At 72.7% G+C, this 20,315-nt stretch carries 15 protein-coding genes and 1 pseudogene; 10 read left to right on the plus strand and 6 right to left on the minus strand.

The window, feature by feature from the left end; all coding sequences use genetic code 11:
* Window positions 1-13 precede the first annotated feature (13 nt).
* Window positions 14-328 carry a DMT family transporter gene (locus tag T398_RS14075; RefSeq protein WP_018220635.1) on the minus strand — a complete coding sequence of 105 codons (315 nt, stop codon included), beginning with the start codon at window positions 326-328 and terminating at the stop codon, window positions 14-16.
* A 102-nt stretch (window positions 329-430) separates the two neighbouring features.
* Here T398_RS14075 and T398_RS14080 point away from each other — a divergent pair, with 102 nt between their 5' ends.
* The 7 genes from T398_RS14080 to pspM all read left to right on the plus strand — a co-directional run bounded on the left by T398_RS14080 (window position 431) and on the right by pspM (window position 6,678).
* Window positions 431-1,351: an ornithine cyclodeaminase family protein gene (locus T398_RS14080; RefSeq protein WP_496447287.1), complete on the plus strand. Its 921-nt coding sequence runs from the start codon at window positions 431-433 to the stop codon at window positions 1,349-1,351.
* Between the two features lie 99 nt (window positions 1,352-1,450).
* Window positions 1,451-3,001 (plus strand): 30S ribosomal protein S12 methylthiotransferase RimO, encoded by a 1,551-nt coding sequence (rimO, locus tag T398_RS14085; protein WP_496447289.1) that lies wholly within the window; start codon window positions 1,451-1,453, stop codon window positions 2,999-3,001.
* A gap of 56 nt (window positions 3,002-3,057) precedes the next feature.
* Complete coding sequence (gene pgsA, locus T398_RS14090; protein ID WP_496447390.1) at window positions 3,058-3,645, plus strand: CDP-diacylglycerol--glycerol-3-phosphate 3-phosphatidyltransferase; 588 nt, start codon at window positions 3,058-3,060, stop codon at window positions 3,643-3,645.
* Between the two features lie 25 nt (window positions 3,646-3,670).
* Window positions 3,671-4,198, plus strand: coding sequence for a CinA family protein (locus T398_RS14095; protein WP_496447291.1), 528 nt, complete (start codon window positions 3,671-3,673; stop codon window positions 4,196-4,198).
* Between the two features lie 201 nt (window positions 4,199-4,399).
* On the plus strand, window positions 4,400-4,852 hold the full coding sequence (locus tag T398_RS14100; protein ID WP_018219039.1) for a helix-turn-helix domain-containing protein: 453 nt from the start codon (window positions 4,400-4,402) through the stop codon (window positions 4,850-4,852).
* Between the two features lie 147 nt (window positions 4,853-4,999).
* Complete coding sequence (locus T398_RS14105) at window positions 5,000-5,875, plus strand: PspA/IM30 family protein (RefSeq protein WP_496447293.1); 876 nt, start codon at window positions 5,000-5,002, stop codon at window positions 5,873-5,875.
* Between the two features lie 23 nt (window positions 5,876-5,898).
* On the plus strand, window positions 5,899-6,678 hold the full coding sequence (gene pspM / locus T398_RS14110) for a phage shock envelope stress response protein PspM (protein WP_496447295.1): 780 nt from the start codon (window positions 5,899-5,901) through the stop codon (window positions 6,676-6,678).
* A gap of 47 nt (window positions 6,679-6,725) precedes the next feature.
* Here pspM and T398_RS14115 read toward each other — a convergent pair whose 3' ends face one another.
* Together T398_RS14115 and T398_RS14120 are read right to left on the minus strand one after the other, a co-directional pair.
* Complete coding sequence (locus tag T398_RS14115) at window positions 6,726-10,442, minus strand: hypothetical protein (protein ID WP_496447392.1); 3,717 nt, start codon at window positions 10,440-10,442, stop codon at window positions 6,726-6,728.
* A 107-nt stretch (window positions 10,443-10,549) separates the two neighbouring features.
* On the minus strand, window positions 10,550-11,398 hold the full coding sequence (locus T398_RS14120; protein ID WP_496447297.1) for a helix-turn-helix transcriptional regulator: 849 nt from the start codon (window positions 11,396-11,398) through the stop codon (window positions 10,550-10,552).
* Window positions 11,399-11,533: 135 nt separating this feature from the next.
* On the opposite strand from T398_RS14120, the gene T398_RS14125 reads away from it, so the two are divergent.
* Window positions 11,534-12,313, plus strand: coding sequence for an NAD(P)H-dependent oxidoreductase (locus T398_RS14125; RefSeq protein WP_496447298.1), 780 nt, complete (start codon window positions 11,534-11,536; stop codon window positions 12,311-12,313).
* A 33-nt stretch (window positions 12,314-12,346) separates the two neighbouring features.
* On the opposite strand, the pseudogene T398_RS14130 reads toward T398_RS14125, so the two are convergent.
* The 3 genes and pseudogenes from T398_RS14130 to T398_RS14140 form a co-directional block, all read right to left on the minus strand.
* Window positions 12,347-12,436: pseudogene (locus T398_RS14130) on the minus strand (zinc finger domain-containing protein); the annotation flags it as partial.
* Between the two features lie 33 nt (window positions 12,437-12,469).
* On the minus strand, window positions 12,470-13,285 hold the full coding sequence (locus T398_RS14135) for an S-adenosyl-L-methionine hydrolase (protein WP_496447300.1): 816 nt from the start codon (window positions 13,283-13,285) through the stop codon (window positions 12,470-12,472).
* Between the two features lie 79 nt (window positions 13,286-13,364).
* A complete protein-coding gene (locus T398_RS14140) occupies window positions 13,365-18,011 on the minus strand; it encodes an ATP-dependent helicase (RefSeq protein WP_496447301.1) in 4,647 nt (1,548 codons plus the stop codon).
* Window positions 18,012-18,186: 175 nt separating this feature from the next.
* On the opposite strand from T398_RS14140, the gene T398_RS14145 reads away from it, so the two are divergent.
* Window positions 18,187-18,576 carry a hypothetical protein gene (locus T398_RS14145; RefSeq protein WP_496447303.1) on the plus strand — a complete coding sequence of 130 codons (390 nt, stop codon included), beginning with the start codon at window positions 18,187-18,189 and terminating at the stop codon, window positions 18,574-18,576.
* 159 nt (window positions 18,577-18,735) lie between these two features.
* Window positions 18,736-20,292 carry a M20/M25/M40 family metallo-hydrolase gene (locus tag T398_RS14150; protein WP_496447305.1) on the plus strand — a complete coding sequence of 519 codons (1,557 nt, stop codon included), beginning with the start codon at window positions 18,736-18,738 and terminating at the stop codon, window positions 20,290-20,292.
* Window positions 20,293-20,315: the final 23 nt, after the last annotated feature.

Genomic DNA, 20,315 nt, shown 5'->3' on the forward strand with positions numbered 1-20,315 from the left:
CCCGGTTCGGCCGTCAGTGGTAGATCTTCAGGCCCATCACGCCGGCGATCACCAGCAGGAGGCAGAGGATCCGGGGCAGGCTGGTTGACTCGTTCAGCGCCACCATCCCCACCACGGCGGTACCGACCGCGCCGATGCCGACCCAGACCGCGTAGCCGGTGCCGACCGGGATTTCCCGGAGCGCGTAGGCGAGGCCGATCATGCTGAGGGCGGCCGTGACGGCGAAGACAATCGTGGGGACAAGCCGACTGAAGCCGGCGCTGCGGTCGAGGGCGATGGCCCACGCGGTTTCGAGGAGTCCGGAGATCACCAGCACGATCCAGGCCATTGCCGGACGGTAGCAGTTGCCGGAGAGCGGAGCGGTGCGGTAAAGGTGATCTTCACCACCTCGGCTGGAGCTAAACCTGACTTTATCTTGCAGTATCGGTCCATGCCGCTGCTTCTCACCGACTCCGAGGTCGCTGCCGCGCTCGACGCCCCGACGACCATCGCCGCCATGCGGGACGCGCTGCACGCCGCCCGCGACGGTCGACTGGTCGCCCCGCCCCGAGCCGCCGCGTCGCTGGGCGGTGGCCGGATGGTGCTGACCGCCGGGCACCTCGTCGGTCAGTGGTACGGCTCCTGCTCCTACGACACCTTCGGGCTCCCCGGAAGCGAACCGGTGGTGGTGTTACACGACGCCGGCACCGGGAGTGTCCGAGCGGTCGCGGTCGGGACGGAGCTGAGCTCCCGGCGTACCGGTGGGTTGGGCGGGGTCGCCATCGACGCGCTGGCCCGCCCGGACGCGGCCACGCTCGGGGTGGTCGGCTCGGGCCGGCAGGCGTGGGCGCAGGTCTGGGCCGCCGCGGCGGTACGGCGCCTGCGGGAGGTACGCGTGCACAGCCGCTCGGCGGCGCGGCGTACCGCCTTCGCCAACCGGGCCCGCGCCGAACTGGGCGTACCGGCGCGGGCAGTCGACTCCGCGGCGGCGGCCGTCGGCGGCCGGGACATCGTGGTGATCGCCACCTCCAGCACCGCGCCGGTGGTGGACGCCGCGGACCTCGCGCCCGGCGCCCACGTGAACGCGGTGGGCTTCAAGCAGGTCGACCGGCACGAGTTCGGCCCGGATCTGCTGGACCGGGCCGAGGTGCTGGTCACCGACTCGCCAGCGCAAGCCGCCGGGTACGCCCCACCGATGCTCGCCGCCCTACCCCCGTACGCCGAACGGCTGCGCGACCTGGGCGCGGTCCTGGCGGCGGCGGTGCCCGGCCGGACCAGTGCGGACCAGATCTCCGTCTTCTGCGCCACCGGCGTGGGCGGTACCGAGCTCTTCCTGCTCGATCGTCTGGTTCGGGTCGCCGCGACGGTCTGACCAACCGGTGCGGCTTTGTCGGGTTGACCCGGCTGGGAGCCCGGTCGAGGCCGGCCGCTGGCGGTTGCCGGGCGGTCAACCCGCGCCCGGTACCCTCGGATGGTGTCTGCCACCCCTCCCGCACCCGCCGACGGCCGCCGCGTCGCCCTGCTGACCCTGGGCTGCGCCCGCAACGAGGTCGACTCCGAGGAGCTGGCTGCCCGGCTGCACTCCGACGGCTGGCAGGTGACCACCGACGGTGAAGGCGCCGACGTGGTGGTCGTGAACACCTGCGGATTCGTCGAGAAGGCCAAGCAGGACTCGATCCAGACGCTGTTGGCCGCCGCCGAAACCGGCGCGAAGGTGGTGGCGGCGGGGTGTATGGCCGAGCGGTACGGGCGGGAGCTCGCGGAGAGCCTGCCCGAGGCGCAGGCGGTGCTGAGCTTCGACGACTACCCGGACATCTCTGATCGGCTCGGGGCGGTGCTCGCCGGAACCGCGATCGACTCGCACACCCCGCGGGACCGGCGCGAGCTGCTCCCGCTCACCCCGGTACGGCGGGCGGAGGCGGCGGTGTCGGTGCCGGGCCACGGCACCCCGGCCACCGTGTCGCACTCCGGCACCCCGGCCACCGTGTCGCACTCCGGCACCCGGTCCGCTCCGGTTGAGGTGGACGAGCACACTCCGGCGCATCTGCGTCCGGTGCTGCGGCGTCGGCTCGACACCGGGCCGGTCGCGTCGCTCAAGCTGGCCAGCGGCTGCGACCGACGGTGTGCCTTCTGCGCCATCCCCGCCTTTCGCGGTGCGTTCGTTTCCCGTCCGCCGGAGGCGCTGCTCGCCGAGGCGGAGTGGCTGGCCAAGACCGGGGTGCGGGAGTTGGTGCTGGTCAGCGAGAATTCCAGCTCCTACGGCAAGGACCTGGGTGACCCGCGGGCACTGGAGAAGCTGCTGCCCCAGCTCGCCGCGGTGGACGGCATCGTTCGGGTGCGGGCGAGCTACCTTCAGCCGGCGGAGACCCGTCCCGGCCTGGTCGAGGCGATCGCCACCACGCCGGGCGTCGCCCCGTACTTCGACCTCTCCTTCCAGCACTCCAGCGAGACGGTGCTGCGGCGAATGCGCCGGTTCGGCTCCACCGACCGGTTCCTGGAACTGCTGGGCAGCATCCGGGAGCTCGCCCCGGCGGCCGGCGCGCGGAGTAACTTCATCGTCGGTTTTCCCGGCGAGACCCGGGCCGACGTCGCCGAATTGGTCCGTTTCCTGGAGGCGGCGCGGCTGGACGCGATCGGGGTGTTCGACTACAGCGACGAGGACGGCACCGAGGCCGCCGGCCTGCCCGGCAAGGTCACCGCCGCTACCGTCAGGCGCCGCTACGATCGACTCGGCGCCCTCGCCGACGAGCTCTGCGCGCAGCGGGCCGAGCAGCGGCTCGGCTCGACGGTGCAGGTGTTGGTCGACTCGGTCGACGGCGGCGTGGTGGAGGGTCGGGCCGCGCACCAGGCCCCCGAGGTGGACGGTTCAACCACCCTGGTCGCCCCGGCCGAGGGGGGCGCAGACCTCACCGCCCTGCGCCCCGGTGACCTGGTGCAGTGCACCGTCACCGCTACGGAGGGTGTGGACCTCGTCGCCGTGCCGGAGGCGATGATCTCGGCGGCGCCGGGCGTGGCGCGGTGACGGTGCGGTGGGGGGATACGGAGGGCGCGGGGCCGGAGCGGCGGCGGGACACGGCGGTGACCGGAGCGGCGGAGCCAGCGCCGGCTGCTACCCGGGTGCCGGTGCTCAACGCCGCCAACGCGCTGACGTTGCTCCGGCTGGTATTGGTGCCGGTCTTCGCCGCCTCGGTGGTCGCCTCCGAGATGACTCACGTCGGCTGGCGGATCGCGGCCTGTCTGATCTTCGTCGGGGCTGCCTTCACCGACCTGGTGGACGGGTGGATCGCGCGCCGTTTCGGGCTGGTCACCTCGGTGGGTAAGGTGGCCGACCCGATCGCGGACAAGGCGCTCACCGGCGTCGCGCTGTTGTTGCTCTCCGCTTACGACCAGCTCCCGTGGTGGGTGACCGGAACGATCCTCTTTCGGGAACTGGGCATCACCGCACTGCGGTTCTGGGTGATCCGGTACGGCGTCATCGCCGCCAGCCGGGGCGGGAAGATCAAGACGGCCCTGCAGACCCTCGCGATCGTCTGGTACCTCTGGCCCATGCCGGCGCCGCTGGACCTGGTCGGACCATGGGTCATGGGTGCCGCGTTGGCGGTTACGGTGGTCAGTGGCATCGACTACGTGGTGCGGGCGTTTCGTCTGCGGCGGCACGCGCGCTGACCAGGACCGGCGGGGGAGGGCAAGCATGGGGCTGGGAGCGGATGCCGAGCGGCCCGTCGAAGGCCCCGCCGCCAGCGTCGTGCACAGCTTGGCCCGGCGGGGGGAGACGCTCGCCACGGTTGAGTCGCTGACCGGTGGTCTGCTCGCCGCCACGATCGTGGAGGTCGCCGGGGTGAGCAGCGTCTACCGCGGTGGGCTGGTGGTCTACGCGACCGAGTTGAAGTCCCAGCTGGCCGACGTGTCGGAGAAGCTGCTCACCGGGCGTGGTCCGGTCGACCCGGACGTGGCCGTGGCGCTCGCGCGGGGAGGTCGGCGGCGGTGCGCCGCCGACTGGTGCCTGGCTACCACCGGGGTGGCCGGGCCGGAGCCGCAGGGCGGCAAGCCGATAGGCCTGGTGTACGTGGCGGTGGCCGGTCCGGGCGGCAGCGCGGTGCGCCGGCTGGAGCTGGGTGGAGGCCGTGAGCTCATCCGGTCCGCCAGTGTGGTGCAGGCGCTTCGGCTGTTGGCCGAACGGGTGTCCGGGGCGCCCCGCGATCCGGACGATGGTGCGTAGCGATACCGACCGTGATACGGTCGGCACTCTTTGTCGGCAGCGTTGCCGTTCGGTGGGCTGGCCGGCCCGCAGTCCGATCCGGCAGGCGGGGCGGTATGTCGGCCGAGCCGGCACCGGGTACGGTTGCGGGAAGGTTCCGGTGGTCGGGGCCCGGATTCCCCGGGTCGTCGAGGCACGGAGTGTTCCTCCAGGGGAGGTGCGATGGTCCTGCTACGCCGGCTGATCGGTGACGCGCTACGGACACGCCGGCAGGGGCAACACCGCACCCTGCGCGAGGTCTCCTCAGCCGCCAATGTCAGTCTCGGCTACCTCTCCGAGATCGAGCGTGGGCACAAGGAACCGTCGAGCGAGCTGCTGGCTGCCATCTGTGACGCGCTTGGCGCGCGCCTCTCCGAGCTGCTGCGTGAGGTGAGCGACACGGTGGCGCTCGCCGAGCAGATGTCGGGGGTGCTGGTGCCGGTCCAGGACGAGCCAACCGGGCAGCAGCCCGCCCCGGTCCCGGCAGCCAACCACGGCAAGACCGCCGGCCGCGCGGTCCGCCAGGTCTCCTCGGACGGCACGGTGTCGGTGCAGGTCCGCCAGGAGTCGCCGCTCAAGGCGACCCTGCACACGCGGGTACGCGCAACGGACCGGGACGTGGTCTGCGCCGCCTGAGCGCGCGTAGGGTTGTCGTGGGCACCGTGGCCCCGCTGCGTTGTCGGCGGCTGCCTGACTAGCATCCGCCTGCGACGATGGAGTCACTGCCGTCGCGGCCGGCCAGGTCGCGGCCGGCCGCGTTGCTAGTGAGGGGATACCACGGAGATGGCGAACCCGTTCGTCAAGGGTTGGAAATATTTGATGACGCTCTTCGGCACCAAACTTGACGAGCGTGCCGATCCGAAGGTGCAGGTCCAGCAGGCGATCGAGGAATCTCAGCGGCAGCACCAACTGCTCGTCCAGCAGGCCGCAGCGGTGATCGGCAACCAACGGCAGCTGGAGATGAAGCTGTCCCGACAGATGTCCGAGGTCGAGCGGTTGCAGGGCAACGCCCGCCAAGCCCTGGTCCTGGCCGATCAGGCCCGCGCCCGGGGCAGCGTCACCGAAGCCACCCGTTACGAGCAGTCCGCCCAGGCGCTCGCCACCCAACTGGTAGCCGCGGAGCAGGCCACCGAAGACCTCAAGACTCTGCACGACCAGGCGCTCGGCGCGGCGGCGCAGGCGCGTAAGGCGGTCGAGAACAACTCGATGATCCTCCAGCAGAAGCTCGCCGAGCGGGCGAAGCTGCTCAGCCAGCTTGAGCAGGCCAAGATGCAGGAGAACGTGGCCGCGTCGCTGGAGTCGATGTCCGCGATCACCGCCCCGGGTACCACCCCCACCCTGGACGAGGTGCGCGAGCGCATCGAGCGGCGTTACGCCAATGCGATGGGCCGAGCCGAGCTCGCCGGCAACTCGGTTGAGGGGAAGATGCTCGACATTCAGCAGGCGGCCCTCGACGCGGCCGGCTCCGCCCGACTCGATCAGCTGCGCGCCGGCATGGCCGGGGAACAGCTACGCGGCGCGGGCGAGCGGCCCGCCGTCACCCGACCCGAGCAGCAGGGTGCTCCGGTCGCCGACTCGGCCGCCGTGGCCCGGCTCGACGAGATTCGCTCCACGTTGGGTCGCGAACGCGGCACTGGGGACAGCACCGCCGCCGGCTGAGCTGCGCGGGATGGGGAGGCAACGTGGCGGACGAGCGGACGCGATACTTCCGGCGGCTGGCCCGCCGGCGGCGCTCTGCCCGGCGGTGGAGCGTCATCGCAGGTGGGCTCGGCGGCGCCGCCGCGGTGCTGACGCCGTACGCCGGTCTGGGGTTGCCCGACGCGGCCTGGGCCGCCGGCGCGGGTGGAGCGCTCGTGCTCGCCGCCTGGCGCTGGGCCGACCTGCGGGCGCTCGCCGCCCAGCCGGCGCCGCCGGCGCTGGTCCCGGCCGAGGCGGCGGCCCAGTCGCGAGCCCGGCTGGTCGCGGCGGTGCAGCGCCTCCCGGCCGGCTCCGGCATGCTCGCCGAGGCCCGACGGGTACGGTCCCGGGTCGCGCTGCGCGGCACCAGCGCCGCCGAGCCGTGGGGCCGGCTGGATCGGGCCGGGTCGACCTTCGCCGGCCTGCGTGGCCGGTTGACCGGGCTGGCGGCACCCGCGGTCGCCGAGGCCACCGCAGCCGACCACTCGCTGCGGGACCTCGCCCTCCGGGTCGCGGAGGTCGAACGGGCCATTCGGTTTGCGCCACCCGACACCCGGCCCTCGCTTGAACAGGCCCGGGCGGCCCTCGCCGACCAGCTGCGCGACGGCGTCGAGGCGTACGAGCGGTTGGTGGCGGCCGCCGCTGGGTACGTGGCCGAGAACGTCCGGTCCGATGTCCAAGAACCGGCGGTGGCCCGGCTCACCGAGGCGACCGACCTGCTACACGGGACGGCTTCGGCACTGGCGGAGCTGCGCGCCACCGACCCCACCTTCCGGGCCTCCTGAACCACGGGCCGGAGCCACCACCGGACTGGCGGTGGTGGGGCGGGATGTCAGTCCGGCGTCGTCACCACGATCGGGGCGGTGAACGGGGACAGTCCGACGACGTTGAACGCACGGATCCGGTAGTGGTAGGTGGTTCGGCGGGCCAGGCCGGTGTTGGTGAACCCCCGTCCCGTCACGGTGAAGGCGGCGACGTCCTGGCTGAACGCCGGGTCCGCGGCCCGCTGCACCGTGTAGCCGGCCCCGGATCCGACGGCTGCGCTCGTCGTCCAACCGAGGATGACCGTCGCCGTGTCCGGTGTGACCGCGGTGGCGGTGACCGTCACCGACTCCGGTGCCCCCGGCCGGGGCGGTGTGGTCACCTGCGCCACTGTGGACCAGGAGGAGGCCGAGCCGAGGTAGGTGGTGCGGACCCGGTAGTAGTAGCGGGTGTCCGGCGCCACGGTGGTGTCCAGATGGGTGTCACCGACACTGATGGCGGTGGTGCCGGGTCCGCTGGTGAACGTGGGGTTGGTGGCGCGCTGCACGTCAACGCCGGTGGCGAAGGAGTGATTGCGCCAGTGCAGCCCCACCCGTAGCGGTGCGGCCGGGGGCACTGCCGCGGCCAGGCCGGTCGGCGCGGTGAGTTGCACCGATGCGGGCGCGCAGTTCGACCATGCCGAGCAGCTGACCGCGTTCTCCGTCCGGATGCGGTAGTGGTAGGTGACCCCGGGAATGACGGTCGCGTCGGTGTACCGGGTGACGTTGGCGGCTACCGTGATCGTGGCGAGTCCATCGGTGAACGCCGGGTCGGTGGCCCGTTGGAGTTGGTGGCTGGTGGTGGGGGGCCGGTCGCCGTTGCGGGTCCAGGCAAGCAGGATCGCCGGCAGCGTGGTGGCCGATCCGGGTCCCGGGGTCGCGGTCAGCCCGGTCGGGGCCGTCGGGGCGACCCGCAGCACCAGCGGCCGGCTCAGGCCCTGGTCGCGGTAGCCGGCGAGTTGGCTGTGCCAGCGGTACTCCCAGCCCAGGTTGACCGGTTGGGTTCCCGCCGGGGCGGCTTGGCCGCCGCGCGGCGCGCCTGGGGGGTGGAGGCTCGCTGGTCGGCTGGGGTCCAGCGGCCGTACGCTGTCCGTGATCTTGAATGGGAGGGGCGGTGCGACCGGGCGCAGTGCCACCACCACATCCTCCCGTGGGTTGACCCGGACCACCTGTTTCCAGCCCAGCTCGTTCGGTGCCGGCGCGCGGAGCGTGCCGTCCCATCCGGCTCGGTTGACCAGCTGCAGGTCGACGCCGTCGAGGCGGACCGGCTGGGTGTGCCGACCGGCGCCGCGCAGCCGCCACACGTGCACCTCGTCGACGACCGGGTCCCCCGTTACCGCCGACTCGCCGACCGACACCACCTCGGTGGCCGGATCGGTCGGGTCGAGTGGTGTCACGGCCGGGGTGCGGGACGCTCCGGGTGGCGGACCGACGCCGAAGCAGCCGGCGAGTCGGCCGTGCAAGGGCTCGAAGACCTCCCCGATGGACTTCACGGCGAGCGGCAGCAGGACGGGGGAGGTACTGCCGGTGGGGGCGAACGCGACCGTCGCGGCGTGCACCGGGACGATGGTCGCTCGGGCCGTACGGGTGCCGAACGCCGGGTCGTAGGCGGGCTGCGGCACGAGCGGCGGACGCTGGCTGGCCGAGTACGCCTGGGGTAGCCGCTCCTGGAGCCGGGCCAGGTCGTAGCGGGGCTTCGGAACGCCGGCCACCCGGAACAGCAGCAGGGTACGGGTGTTCGGCCCGTACCCGGGACGGCTCGGTGGGGTCCCGCCCTCGGCGGTGTGGTCCGGGGCTTCGGTGTGGTGGTCATAGCGGGGGTCGAAGGCGGGGAACGGGGCCGGGGCGTCGTTGTAGAGGAGCACGGTGCTGCCGGGGGTGACGGTGGCGAAGTCCACCAGCACGTCGGCCTGCTCTCCGGGGGCGAGCAGCAGCGTGTGCCGGTCAACGTTGAGCACGGTGGGGTCGCGTCGGTCGTACCGGTAGGTCACCGGTTGGTTGGGAAGCACCGCGGGGGCCGGTAGGAGGCCCCCGTCGTTGCCGATCTGCACCAGGTCGGGGCCGGCGGCACGGGGATCCGGCACCCCGCCCGCCCGCCCGTCGGACGGCCACCGGGCGGGCCGGCCGGGCATCGGCACCGCCGCGACCATCGGTACCTCGCCGGCGTTCGGGTCGGCCAGCCTGCCATCGCTGTCCCACATCGGGCCGGCGGAGCGCGCATGGTAAATCTGGAGGTTCAGGCTGCGGTCCAGGCACCCGTTGAGGACGCGGAACCGGTAGGCGCGCGGCTCGACCGCCAGCCAGGGGTACGCGACGCCGTTGACCAGCACGGTGTCGCCGTACGCGGCCGGCACCGCCGACGGGTGCGGTATGCCGGGTGCCATCGGCGGTTCAGCCGAGGCGTCGTCGACCGGGTCGTGGTGTGGGTTCGGGACCGGCCTCGGTCCGGTGCCGTTGGGTTCGGTGCCGTTGGGGCTGGTTGTGCTCTCGGTCCCGAACCCGTCGGCGGTTCGCGTCCACGGCCCGTAGTCCCAGCGCCCGGTCGGGTTGATGCCATCGTTGCGGTAGGGGTTCTGCCGGGGTTGGTAGATGTGTGGGTGCCAGAGGCTGCCCCGCGCCCCCCAACGGTCGCGGTCCCAGGTCGGGTCGGTGGCGGCCAGCTGACTGTCGTCGGGCACGAAGGTCTTGTCCTCGAAGACCAGCGGGATCTGGTCGGCGGGCAGCACCCCATCGGCGACCAGGTCGTCCTCGGCGGGGTCGGTGATCAGGTAGATGCCTAGTTGTCCCGAGTAGCTGGTGAGCCGGGCCAGTCCGACGGTGTTGTCGTGGAACGCGAGCAGCCGACCGCTCTGCTCGTTCGGGTAGTACAACGTGGTGGCACCCCTGCCGGGCGGCGGCATGTCCGGCACGGGGGTCAGCCCGGGACCGGTTGGGTATGGGGTGATCTCGGTGGCAGGTGTGATCCAGTGCCATGGGTTTCCGGCGCTGATCCAACCGGTCTGCGCGCCAGCGAGGTGCAGCACCGCCCGATTCTGCGGGTATGGTGCTGGCCCGTCGAGCGGCCCGTGACCGGCACCGTCGATGGTGGGGTCAACGGGTAGGAACAGTTCACCGGCCCGACCGGCAGGAAGCTGGTTGATGAACTTGACCCGTACCGGTCGGCCGCGCCGCGCGACGAGCACCGGGCCGAGGTGGACCGGGCGCCTCGGTGGGGGGACAGTGTTGTGCCCGGTCGAATCCGTACCGAGATTCAGTTGCCGGTATCCCCGCAGCCGGGTGGCCGGAAGGTCCCGGTGCAGCTGTTGCGCGTACTCCTGAAGGCCGATTTCGTAGTAGTCGCAGCCCGGGTAGGTGATGGTGTCGGGTACGGCCACCGGCAAGCGGCCGGGGTCGTTGGCCGAGCCGAGCGTGGGCAGCGGGTCGACGAACTTACGGATGCCGGTGCCGGGCACCACGTCGCCAGCGTCGTCCACGGTCGGCAGCGGGCTGTGCGCGTGGTTCGGCACCCGGCCGAAACAGCGGGGCCGTGCCGCCGGGTCCAGCGTTGTCGGTGCCGCCGGGTCCAGCGTTGTCGGTGCCGCCGGGGCCAGGGCCGCCGGCGGGTTCGGGGCCTCCGATGGCGGGCTCGCCGCAGCGTCCTGCGCGCTCCGTGTCGCCGGCACCAGCGGGCCGTCGTCATCGGTGGCGGCTGTGTGGTTGGTGGCGGGTCGCTCGGCCCAGGGGATCCGGAATCTGCGGAACAGGTCCATGGCTCTCCCGGCGTCGGGCGCGGCACCGACCACCTCGGCGTGGCGGTGGACGCGCGAACGAACGGTGTGTGAGCGCTCCACCGCAGCATGCGACCTGTGGGGGTGGGTTAGGAAGTGTCCAATCGTCCCTTTCTGAGACCGCCCGTCGGTTCGTCCGTGCCCAGCCCCGCGAGCAGTTCTAGCCCGTCCGCGCTGGGGCTGCCGGGGGCCGCGGACAGGACCAGCAGTTCCACGCCGGACTCGTCCGGCGGCATGAGGCTTTCCTGATGCAGTTCCAGGAGCCCGACCAGCGGATGCCGATATGTTCGGCGTCCGTGGGTGCGGGCGCGTACGTCCGCGCGGGCCCAGAGGCTGCGGAAGCGCTCGCTACCCATCGCCAGTTCGCCGATGAGCGAGGTGAGGTGGGGCTCCTCGGGGTACTTGCCGGCAGTCAGGCGCAGATGTCCGACCACGTTGAGCGTGCACGCCTCCCAGTCCGCGTACAGACCGCGTTCGTCCTCCTCGAGAAAGATGTGCCGAGCGGTGTTCAGGCCCGGCATCGGTAGGCCGTAGAGGAGCCGGGCGAGGCGGTTTCCGCCGAGTACGTCCAGGCGATGGTTCATGAGCAGCGCGGGCGCGTCGGCTATCAGGTCGAGGATGCGGAGCAGCTCGGGCCGGACCCGCCCGCCCGGTGTCTTCGTGCGGTGGCGACGCTGTCGGGCGAGCCGGTATAGGTGCTCGCGTTCGGTCTCGTCGAGGCCGAGAACGCGGGCGAGCGCGTCGAGGACCTGGTCGGAGGGTTGGGTCGCGCGGCCCTGCTCCAGGCGTACGTAGTAGTCGACGCTGACTCCGGACAGGTGCGCGACCTCCTCGCGGCGTAGCCCCTGGACCCGGCGGTGCCGGTCGGTGGGGATGCCAACGGCCGTCGGGTCGACCCGGGAACGCCGGGTCCGCAGGAAGCCCGCGAGACTGTCCATCCGTCCAGTATCGCTGGGTGGTTGCCGCGTGGGTGGTACTGCTGTTACCAGGACATCCCGTCCGAGGAAGCGGCGCCCCTGAATGTCGGGGTGCCCCGGCGTCCAGGATCGAGACACCGATCCGAAGGAGCCCCCATGAAGACGCTGATCGTCTACGCCCACCCGGAGCCGCAGTCGCTCAACGGCTCACTGAAGGACCTCGCCGTCTCCACCCTGCGCACCGCCGGACACGAGGTGCGGGTCAGTGACCTGTACGCGATGAACTGGAAGGCGGCCGTGGACCGCACGGACTACGACACCGACGCCTCCGGTCGGCTGAAGGTCGCCCTGGACTCGGGCCGAGCCTTCGACGCCGGGACACTCACCCCGGACGTCCTCGCCGAGCAGGAGAAGCTGCTCTGGGCCGACACGGTCATCTTTCAGTTCCCGCTGTGGTGGTTCACCATGCCCGCGATCCTCAAGGGCTGGGTGGACCGGGTGTTCAGCTTCCACTTCGCGTACGGCGTCGGCGAGTACAGCGACACCAGGTTCGGTGACCGCTTCGGCGAAGGCACTCTGGCCGGCAGGAAGGCACTGCTGTCGGTGACCGCCGGTGGATCGGAGCCGCACTACTCTGATCGTGGGATCAATGGCCCCCTCGCGGACCTGCTGTTCCCGATCCAGCATGGCGTTCTCTACTACCCGGGTATGGAGGTGCTGCCGCCGTTCGTGCTGTACGGCGCTGATCGGCTGACCGACGAGGACTACCCGGACATCGCCAAAGCCTGGACACAGCGCCTGCTCACCCTGGAGTCGACCGAGCCGATCGCGTTCCGGCGGCAGAACTCCGGCGACTACGAGATCCCCTCGTTGCGGCTGAAGGAAGGGCTGGAGCCCGGGGGCCGTACCAGCTTCGGGCTGCACCTGCGGGACTGACCGCGGTCGCCCGCCGCCGTCTCGACGGTCCGTTCAGCCGGGAGGTCCGGGCTGGCAGGTCGGGCACCAGTAGGTGTCCCGTTCATCCTGCTCCTGCCGACGGATCATGCCGCCGCAGCGGCGGTCCTCCCGCTCGGGCGGGGTCGGCGCTGCCGGTCAACCGGCGGTGACGCGGAGCTGGTCGCCCGGCGCCACCCCGAGTACGTCGGCGGCCCGCCCACCGTTGACCGCGACCGCGACCAGGCCGGCCGAGTCCACGTACGCCAACAGCGATCCCGGCGGTGCATCGTCGAACGTCCGGGCGTGCACCGTGTGCGCACCGACGCGGTCCGGGCCCGTTGGCCGGTGCGCGACCCGAAGTGACGGGGGTAGCGGTGCCAGCAGGGCGCCCGTCGCCGCTAGCTGCACGTTGCCGAACTGGTCCACGGTCAGCACCTCGGCGGTGAACCCGTCGGGCTCTGGTTGGACCAGCGGGGTGGGCAGCCGGACCAGGGTGCCCGGTTCGACGGCCGGGCCGGCGTCGGCGAGCGGCGCACCGAGCGCCAGCCGGGCCGCGACCGGCGCGAAGATGTCCCGGCCGTGGAAGGTTGCGGACAGCTGCGGTCCGAGCCAGTCCGGGTTCGTCAGCTCCACCGCGGCGCTCACCCCGCCGAGCGCCGCCGCCGCGTCCAGCAGCAGCCCGTTGTCCGGTCCGACCAGCAGTCCGTCCCCGGCGGCGAGGGCGATCGCCCGGCGGGCGGTGCCCACGCCGGGGTCGACCACGGCGACGTGGACGGCGGCCGCCGGCAGGTACGGCACGGTCTGCGCCAGCACCGCCGCGCCGCGCCGGACGTCGCCGGGTGGGACCAGGTGGGTCACGTCGATCACCCGGGCGGTGGGCGCCAGCCGGGCCAGCGTCCCGTGGCAGGCGGCCACGAAGCCGTCGGCGAGACCGTAGTCGGTGGTGAAGGAGATCCAGGGCGTCGGCGCCATGAAGGGAAGGCTAGCTGAGCCAACCGGTCGACCCGGGCATCCGGCGGATTCCCCCGGGGGCCCGAAACCGGTGGACCGATCAGGCCCGGAGGCGGAGCCCGCGGGGGGTGGGCCGGAACCCCGCGGCGGTCAACGCGTCGTGCAGCGGTGACGAGCGCACCGCCTCGCCGTCGGCCCGCTCGACGGAGATCGTCCCGAGGGCTCCCCCCTGTACGGCGTCGGCGAGTGCCTTACCGGCGGTCGCCAGCACGTCGCTGTCGGCGGCGAAGGAGAGCAGCGTCCGACCGCCCCGCTCGACGTAGAGGACCAGATCGCCGGAGACCAGCACCACCAGGGCGCCGGCCTTGCGGCCAGCCCGGTGCCCGGTCGGGGCGGCACCGCCGTCCCCGGAGTCGACCACCCGTTCCGGCCAGGGCAACGCCGCGCCGTACGGGTTGGCGGGGTCGGTCGCGGCGAGGACCAGGGCCAGGCCGGCACGGACCCGCCCACCGTCGGCCGGGTCGGCCAGCGCGCGCAGTCGGTCAACCGCCCCGGGTACGGCGAACTGCGCGGCCCCCAGCCCTTCCACGAAGTAGCCGCGACGGGTGGCGCCCCGTTCCTCCAGCGCGGACAGCACCGGGTAGACGGCGGCGTACCCGCCGGGCACCTGCTCCGCCGCGACCGCGCCCCGAGTCACCACGCCGTGCCGTTCCAGCAGTACGTCGGCGAGGGCCGCGGCGCGGCGGGTCGGGTCGGTGTCCCGTTCGGGCAGGCGCGACCAGCGGCCGGCGACGGTGGGTGGGCCGCCGCGCGCCGGCAGGGCGACGCGGCCGGGTCGCCGGTAGCGGGTACGGGGTGTGGCCGGGCGGGACCGGTGCGCCCCGCGACCGGCCAGCAGGGCCCGCAGCGGGGCGAGGGTGTCGTTGGTCAGGTGACCGGCCCACACCAGGTCCCAGACGACGGCGGCGAGGGCGGTGTCGTCGGTGGCGCCCAGCCGGTCGGACAGGGCACGGAAGAACAGCGCCTGTCCATCGTCGAGGGCGTCGAGCACCGCGTCGTGCAGCGGGGTACGGGTCAGTGCCGCAGCCGGCGGGGGAAGCAGCAGCGGGGCGGTGTCCGCGTACGCGAGCACGACCCAGCCGTCCCCGCCGGAGATCGCCCCGGAACCGGCCCACACCACCTCGCCGCTGGTACACAGCTCGTCGAGCTGGGCGGGGGAGTAGTCGGCGATCCGGGCCGGCAGCACCAGTCGCTCCAGGGCGGACCCGGGCAGGGCCAGCCCCTGCACCTGCTCCAGGGCCGCGGCCACGGCCGGCACCCCTCGCCCGGCCGCACCGACCTGCTGCCAGCGGGGCAGGAAGGTGGCCAGTGCCCGGGGCGGCACCGGCTCGATCTCCCGGCGTAGCGCCGCGAGGGAGCGGCGGCGCAGCATGCGCAGTACCTCGGCGTCGCACCACTGGGTGCCGACCGCGTCGGGGGCGAACTCACCGGCGAGTACCCGACCGGCGGCGGCGAGGCGGCGCAGCGCCCCCTCGACCACGGCTACTCCGAGCCCGAACCGGGCGGCGCAGGTGGCGGCGGTGAACGGCCCGTGCGTACGTGCGTAGCGGGCGATGAGGTCACCGAGCGGATCGGCCACCGGGGCCAGGTACGCCTCGGCCACGCCGACCGGAAGCGCGACACCCAGCGCGTCCCGCAGCCGGCCGGCGTCCTCGATTCCCACCCAGCGCTCCTCACCGGCGATGCGGACCTGCAGCACCCGGCGGGCCGCGACCAGCTCGGTCAGCCACTGCGCCGGCGCCCCCCGCTCGGCCAGCTCGGCGCTGCTCAGGTCGCCGACCATCCGCAGCAGCTCGACCAGATCCTCGGCGTCGCGGGGGCGGCGCTGCTCGGTGCGCCAGCGCAGCTGGCGTTCGGTTTCGGCGAGTACCGCCGGGTCGAGTAGCTCCCGCAGGTCGACCCGGCCGAGTAGCTCGCCGAGCAGGGCCGAGTCCAGGGTGAGGGCGGCGGCCCGCCGCTCGGCTAGGGGTGCGTCCCCCTCGTAGAGGAACGTCCCGACGTAGCCGAAGAGCAGCGACCGCGCGAACGGCGACGGCTGCGCCGTCTCCACCTCGACCAGGCGTACGGTGCGGGCGGCCAGGTCGCGCATCAGCGCGGCGAGCGCGGGCTGGTCGAAGACGTCCTGGAGACATTCCCGAGCCGCTTCCAGGGTGACCGGGAAGTCCGCGTACTCCCGGGCGACGTCGAGGAGTTGGGCGGCGCGCTGCCGTTGCTGCCAGAGCGGCTGTCGGCGGCGCGGGTCGCGACGGGGCAGCAGCAGCGACCGGGCGGCGCACTCGCGGAACCGGGCGGCGAACAACGCCGACGTGCCCACCGACTCCTCGACCAGCTGGGTGATCTCGTCGGGCTCGAAGACGACCGCCTCCGCGCCCGGCGGCTCCGCGGCGGTGTCGGGCAGGCGGACGACGATCCCGTCGTCGGCGGGGAGCACCTGGGCGTCCACCCCGTACCGCTCGCTGAGCCGGCGGCCGATGGCCAGCGCCCACGCGGCGTTGACCTGGGCACCAAGGACACTGTGTACGGCGAGCCGCCAGTCACCCAGCTCGTCCCGGAAGCGCTCGACCACCACGGTCCGGTCGTCCGGCAGGCTACGGGTGGCCGCCTGCTGCTCCCGCAGGTACGCCAGCAGGTTTCCGGCTGCCCACTCGTCGAGGCCCCCGGCGCGCAGCGCGGCTACGGCGGTGTCGTCGTCGGTCCGCAGCAGGGTGCGGAGGCGGGCGCCGATGGCCCGGCCCAGCTCGACCGGGCGGCCCGGCTGGTCGCCCTTCCAGAAGGGCATCTTGGCCGCCTGGCCCGGGGCGGGGGTTACCAGCACCCGGTCCGGGGTGATGTCCTCGATCCGCCAGGACGAGGAGCCGAGGAGGAAGACGTCGCCGACCCGCGATTCGTAGACCATCTCCTCGTCCAGTTCGCCGACGCGCGCGGCCCGCTCCGCCCCGGCCAGGAAGACGCCGAACAGACCCCGGTCGGGGATGGTGCCGCCGCTGGTCACCGCGAGCCGCTGGGCACCGGGCCGGCCGGTCAGCAGGTCGGTGGCGCGGTCCCAGACCAGGCGGGGCCGCAGCTCGGCGAAGGCGGTCGAAGGGTAGCGGCCGGAGAGCATGTCGAGCACCGCGTGCAGCGCCGAGTCGGGCAGTTCCGCGAAGGGCGCGGAACGGCGGACCAGGTCGGCCAGGTCGCTGACCTGCCACGGCTCGAGTGACACCATCGCCACGATCTGCTGGGCCAGCACGTCGAGGGGGTTACGGGGGTGGTGCAGCTCCTCGATCGCGCCTTCGGTCATCCGTTCGGCGACCACCGCGCAGGCGAGCAGGTCTCCTCGGTGCTTGGGGAACACCACCCCCCGGGAGACGGCACCGACCTGGTGCCCGGCGCGGCCGACCCGCTGGAGCCCGGCGGCGACGCTCGGCGGCGCCTCGATCTGCACGACCAGATCGACCGCGCCCATGTCGATGCCCAGTTCCAGGCTGGAGGTGGCGACCACCGCCGGGAGTTGCCCGGACTTGAGGGATTCTTCGATGTGTTCGCGTTCGGATCGGGAGACGCTGCCGTGGTGGGCGCGGGCGATCACCGGCGGTGCTCCGGTCCCCGACCCGGCCTGTGCCATCAGCTGGGCCGGCGGTCGGGCGGCGCTGACCGGTCCTCCCGGTGCCTCGGTGCCCGCTGTGGCGCCGGCCACGCCGGTGAGCTCCGCGGCGGCCAGTTCGTTGAGCCGGGCGCAGAGTCGCTCGGCGGAGCGGCGGGAGTTGGTGAAGACGATGGTGGAGCGGTGCGCTCGGACGAGGGCGTAGACCCGCTCCTCCACCGCCGGCCAGATCGACGCGCGGCGGGGGCGGTCGAGGTCGGGCCCGGGCTGCTCCGGCTCGTCCAGGAGGGTCATGTCGGCGACCGGGACCTGGACGCCGATGTCGATGGTCTTGGCGGTGGGCGGGGCGACCACGTCAACCGGTCGGGCTCCGCCGAGGAATCGGGCGCAGGCGGCAACCGGCCGGACGGTGGCGGAGAGGCCGATGCGCTGGGCGGCGGTGGGTAGCAGCTCGTCGAGCCGTTCCAGCGACAGTGCGAGGTGGGCACCGCGCTTGGTGCCGGCCACCGCGTGCACCTCGTCGACGATGACCGTCTGCACGCCCCGGAGCGAGTCGCGGGCGGCGGAGGTGAGCAGGAGAAACAGCGATTCCGGGGTGGTGATGAGGACATCCGGCGGGGTCCGGGCGAAGGCGCGGCGCTCGTCGGCGGGGGTGTCGCCGGTGCGCATGCCGACGGTGATCTCGGGCGGGGTCAGGCCCAGCCGGGCGGCGGCCTGCCGGATACCGGTGAGCGGGGTACGCAGGTTCCGCTCGACATCGACCGCGAGCGCCTTGAGCGGGCTGACGTAGAGCACCCGGCAGCGCTGCCGAGGCTGCGCCGGGGCGGGCTCGCGGGCCAGCCGGTCCAGCGACCAGAGGAACGCGGCCAGGGTCTTGCCGGAGCCGGTAGGGGCCACGACCAGTGCGTTTCGGCCGGCACCGATGGAGCGCCAGGCTCCCGCCTGGGCTGTGGTCGGCGCGGCGAACGCCGCGGCGAACCAGCTCCGGGTGGCGGGGCCGAACGCGTCGAGCGCCCCGCCGTCGGCCGCCTCGGCCGCCGTGCCGCTGGCGGCGCCGCTGGCCGCGCTCCTCGCTGGGCCGCCGCCCGTTTCCTTCGCCACGCCCTCCATCGTGCCCGCACCGTCCGACAGGTACCGGTGCCGCTGCATTCTGTCCGGCTGACGGGTAAAAGCGTTGGATGTAACGATGGATAGCTTAAGTCTTACTTAACTGCTTGATTGTGACCCACAACATAAAGTAACTTCACTCGCAATGCGGTGCGAGGTGGAGGGGCGGATGACGGTCGAGAAGACGCCCGCGGCGCCGACGGTAGGCAGGCGGGCGGTCCGGGCCGGCACCGATGTGCTCATCCGAAAGGTCGACAGCCACCTCGCCGCTGTCCGCACCGGCCTGACCGGCCCGGAGCTGGAGCTCGCGGAGCGACTCGCCACCGTGTTGCGGGAGTTGGTTGCCTCCACCGCGCGGGCCAGTGCCGCGGACCGGGGCCGGGTGCGCGCGGCCGTGCACTACTTCGTCCTGCGGCGGGAGAGCCAGGGTCGGTTGCTCTCCGTGCGCTCGCTGACCGCAGCCCAGCGGGTCGTCAACCGCGTGGTGCTCGACCTCGGGCGTCCTGACCTGCTGGTCGAGGCGCGTTGGGATTGGCCTCCCGGGAGCGCGCCGCGCTGACTGCCCCCGGGGCCGCTACCGTGCGGGTTGCCTTCAGGGTCGGTTCACGTCTTGCCGTACGGGGAGTGTCGGGGCACGCTGAGATAGCGAAAGCTGTCAATGTAGTCCCGGATGCGCGGTCGTGCCCACCGGTACGGCCCGCCCCGACCCGGAGGACCCATGAGAACCCGTACCCCTCGACCCGTCTGGCCGGCGGTGCTGGCCGTCGTGGCCGCGACGGCGTTGACCGCCACCGCGGCCGCCGCTGCGCCGGTGCACCCCCACCTCACGCCGTCCTCGACTGCCGTCGACGCCCCGGACATCCCGCTGGCCAACGTGAAGGCCCAGCTGACCCAGCTGCAGTCGATCGCCAACGCCAACGGCGGAAACCGGGCGCACGGTCGCCCCGGCTACCTGGCCTCGGTGAACTACCTGCGGTCGCAGCTCGACGCGGTCGGCTACACCACCACCGTGCAGTCGTTCACCTACGCCGGTGCGACCGGCTACAACCTGCTCGCCGAGTGGCCGGCGGGTGACCCGGATGCCGTGGTCCTGACCGGAGCGCACCTGGACGGCGTCACCAGTGGACCGGGCATCAACGACAATGGGTCCGGCTCGGCGGCCATCCTCGAGGTGGCACTGGCCGTACCGAGCAGCGGCTTTACCCCGGACAAGCGGCTACGGTTCGCCTGGTGGGGCGCGGAGGAGCTGGGTCTGCGCGGTTCCCGTCACTACGTGAACAGCCTCTCGGGCGCGGAGCGCGACCGGATCAAGCAGTATCTCAACTTTGACATGGTGGCTTCGCCGAACGCCGGCTACTTCGTCTATGACGGCGACGACTCCGACGGGGTGGGTGCCGGCCCCGGGCCCGAGGGCTCCGCCGAGATCGAGCAGACCATCCAGGCGTACTACACCTCGATCGGCGTGACGACCCAGGGCACCGACTTCAACGGCCGCAGCGACTACGGGCCGTTCATCGCGGTCGGCATCCCGGCCGGGGGCACGTTCACCGGCGCGGAGGGCATCAAGTCCAGCGCCCAGGCGGCGCTCTGGGGCGGGACGGCGGGACAGGCTTTCGATTCCTGCTACCACCGTTCGTGTGACACCATCGCCAACGTCAACGACACGGCGCTGGACCGCAACGCCGACGCGATCGCGTACACGGTGTGGGAGTTGGCCCAGACGTCCCCGCCGGGTGACCCGGTCTGGAGCGACACCTTCGAGACCGCCACTGGCTGGGTCGTGGACCCGGCCGGTACCGACACCGCCACCACCGGGGCCTGGGAACGCGGCGACCCCGCCACCACCAGCAGTTCCGGGACCACCCTCCAACTCGGCACCACCGTCAGCGGCAGCTTCGACCTGGTCACCGGCGCGGCTGCGGGCAGCGGTGCGGGCAGTCACGACGTCGACGGTGGGGTCACCACGATCCAGTCCCCGGCGGTCAGCCTGCCGTCGACCGGCGCGCTGACCCTCAGCTTCTCCTGGTACCTCGCCCATCTCAGCAACGCCACCAGCGCCGACTACCTGCGAGTCCGGGTGGTGGGCGGCAGCACCGTGACGGCGTTGAGCGTCACCGGCACGGCGAGCAACCGGGCTGGGTCCTGGCAGCTAGCCAGCGCGGATATATCATCTCTAAGCGGCCAAACAGTACAAATACTGATCGACGTGGCGGATGCCAGCAACCCGAGCCTGGTGGAGGCCGCCGTCGACGACGTGCGGATCACCCAGGGCTGACCGTGCGCCGGAAGGGTCCGGGT

This window comes from Salinispora goodfellowii (assembly GCF_059570675.1).

Excerpts from the sequence above, each read along its gene's own strand:
- T398_RS14075 (WP_018220635.1), bottom strand. The coding sequence starts at position 328 with ATGGCCTGGATCGTGCTGGTGATCTCCGGACTCCTCGAAACCGCGTGG.
- T398_RS14080 (WP_496447287.1), top strand. The coding sequence starts at position 431 with ATGCCGCTGCTTCTCACCGACTCCGAGGTCGCTGCCGCGCTCGACGCC.
- rimO (WP_496447289.1), top strand. The coding sequence starts at position 1,451 with ATGGTGTCTGCCACCCCTCCCGCACCCGCCGACGGCCGCCGCGTCGCC.
- T398_RS14095 (WP_496447291.1), top strand. The coding sequence starts at position 3,671 with ATGGGGCTGGGAGCGGATGCCGAGCGGCCCGTCGAAGGCCCCGCCGCC.
- T398_RS14100 (WP_018219039.1), top strand. The coding sequence starts at position 4,400 with ATGGTCCTGCTACGCCGGCTGATCGGTGACGCGCTACGGACACGCCGG.
- T398_RS14105 (WP_496447293.1), top strand. The coding sequence starts at position 5,000 with ATGGCGAACCCGTTCGTCAAGGGTTGGAAATATTTGATGACGCTCTTC.
- T398_RS14115 (WP_496447392.1), bottom strand. The coding sequence starts at position 10,442 with ATGGACCTGTTCCGCAGATTCCGGATCCCCTGGGCCGAGCGACCCGCC.
- T398_RS14120 (WP_496447297.1), bottom strand. The coding sequence starts at position 11,398 with ATGGACAGTCTCGCGGGCTTCCTGCGGACCCGGCGTTCCCGGGTCGAC.
- T398_RS14125 (WP_496447298.1), top strand. The coding sequence starts at position 11,534 with ATGAAGACGCTGATCGTCTACGCCCACCCGGAGCCGCAGTCGCTCAAC.
- T398_RS14135 (WP_496447300.1), bottom strand. The coding sequence starts at position 13,285 with ATGGCGCCGACGCCCTGGATCTCCTTCACCACCGACTACGGTCTCGCC.
- T398_RS14145 (WP_496447303.1), top strand. The coding sequence starts at position 18,187 with ATGACGGTCGAGAAGACGCCCGCGGCGCCGACGGTAGGCAGGCGGGCG.
- T398_RS14150 (WP_496447305.1), top strand. The coding sequence starts at position 18,736 with ATGAGAACCCGTACCCCTCGACCCGTCTGGCCGGCGGTGCTGGCCGTC.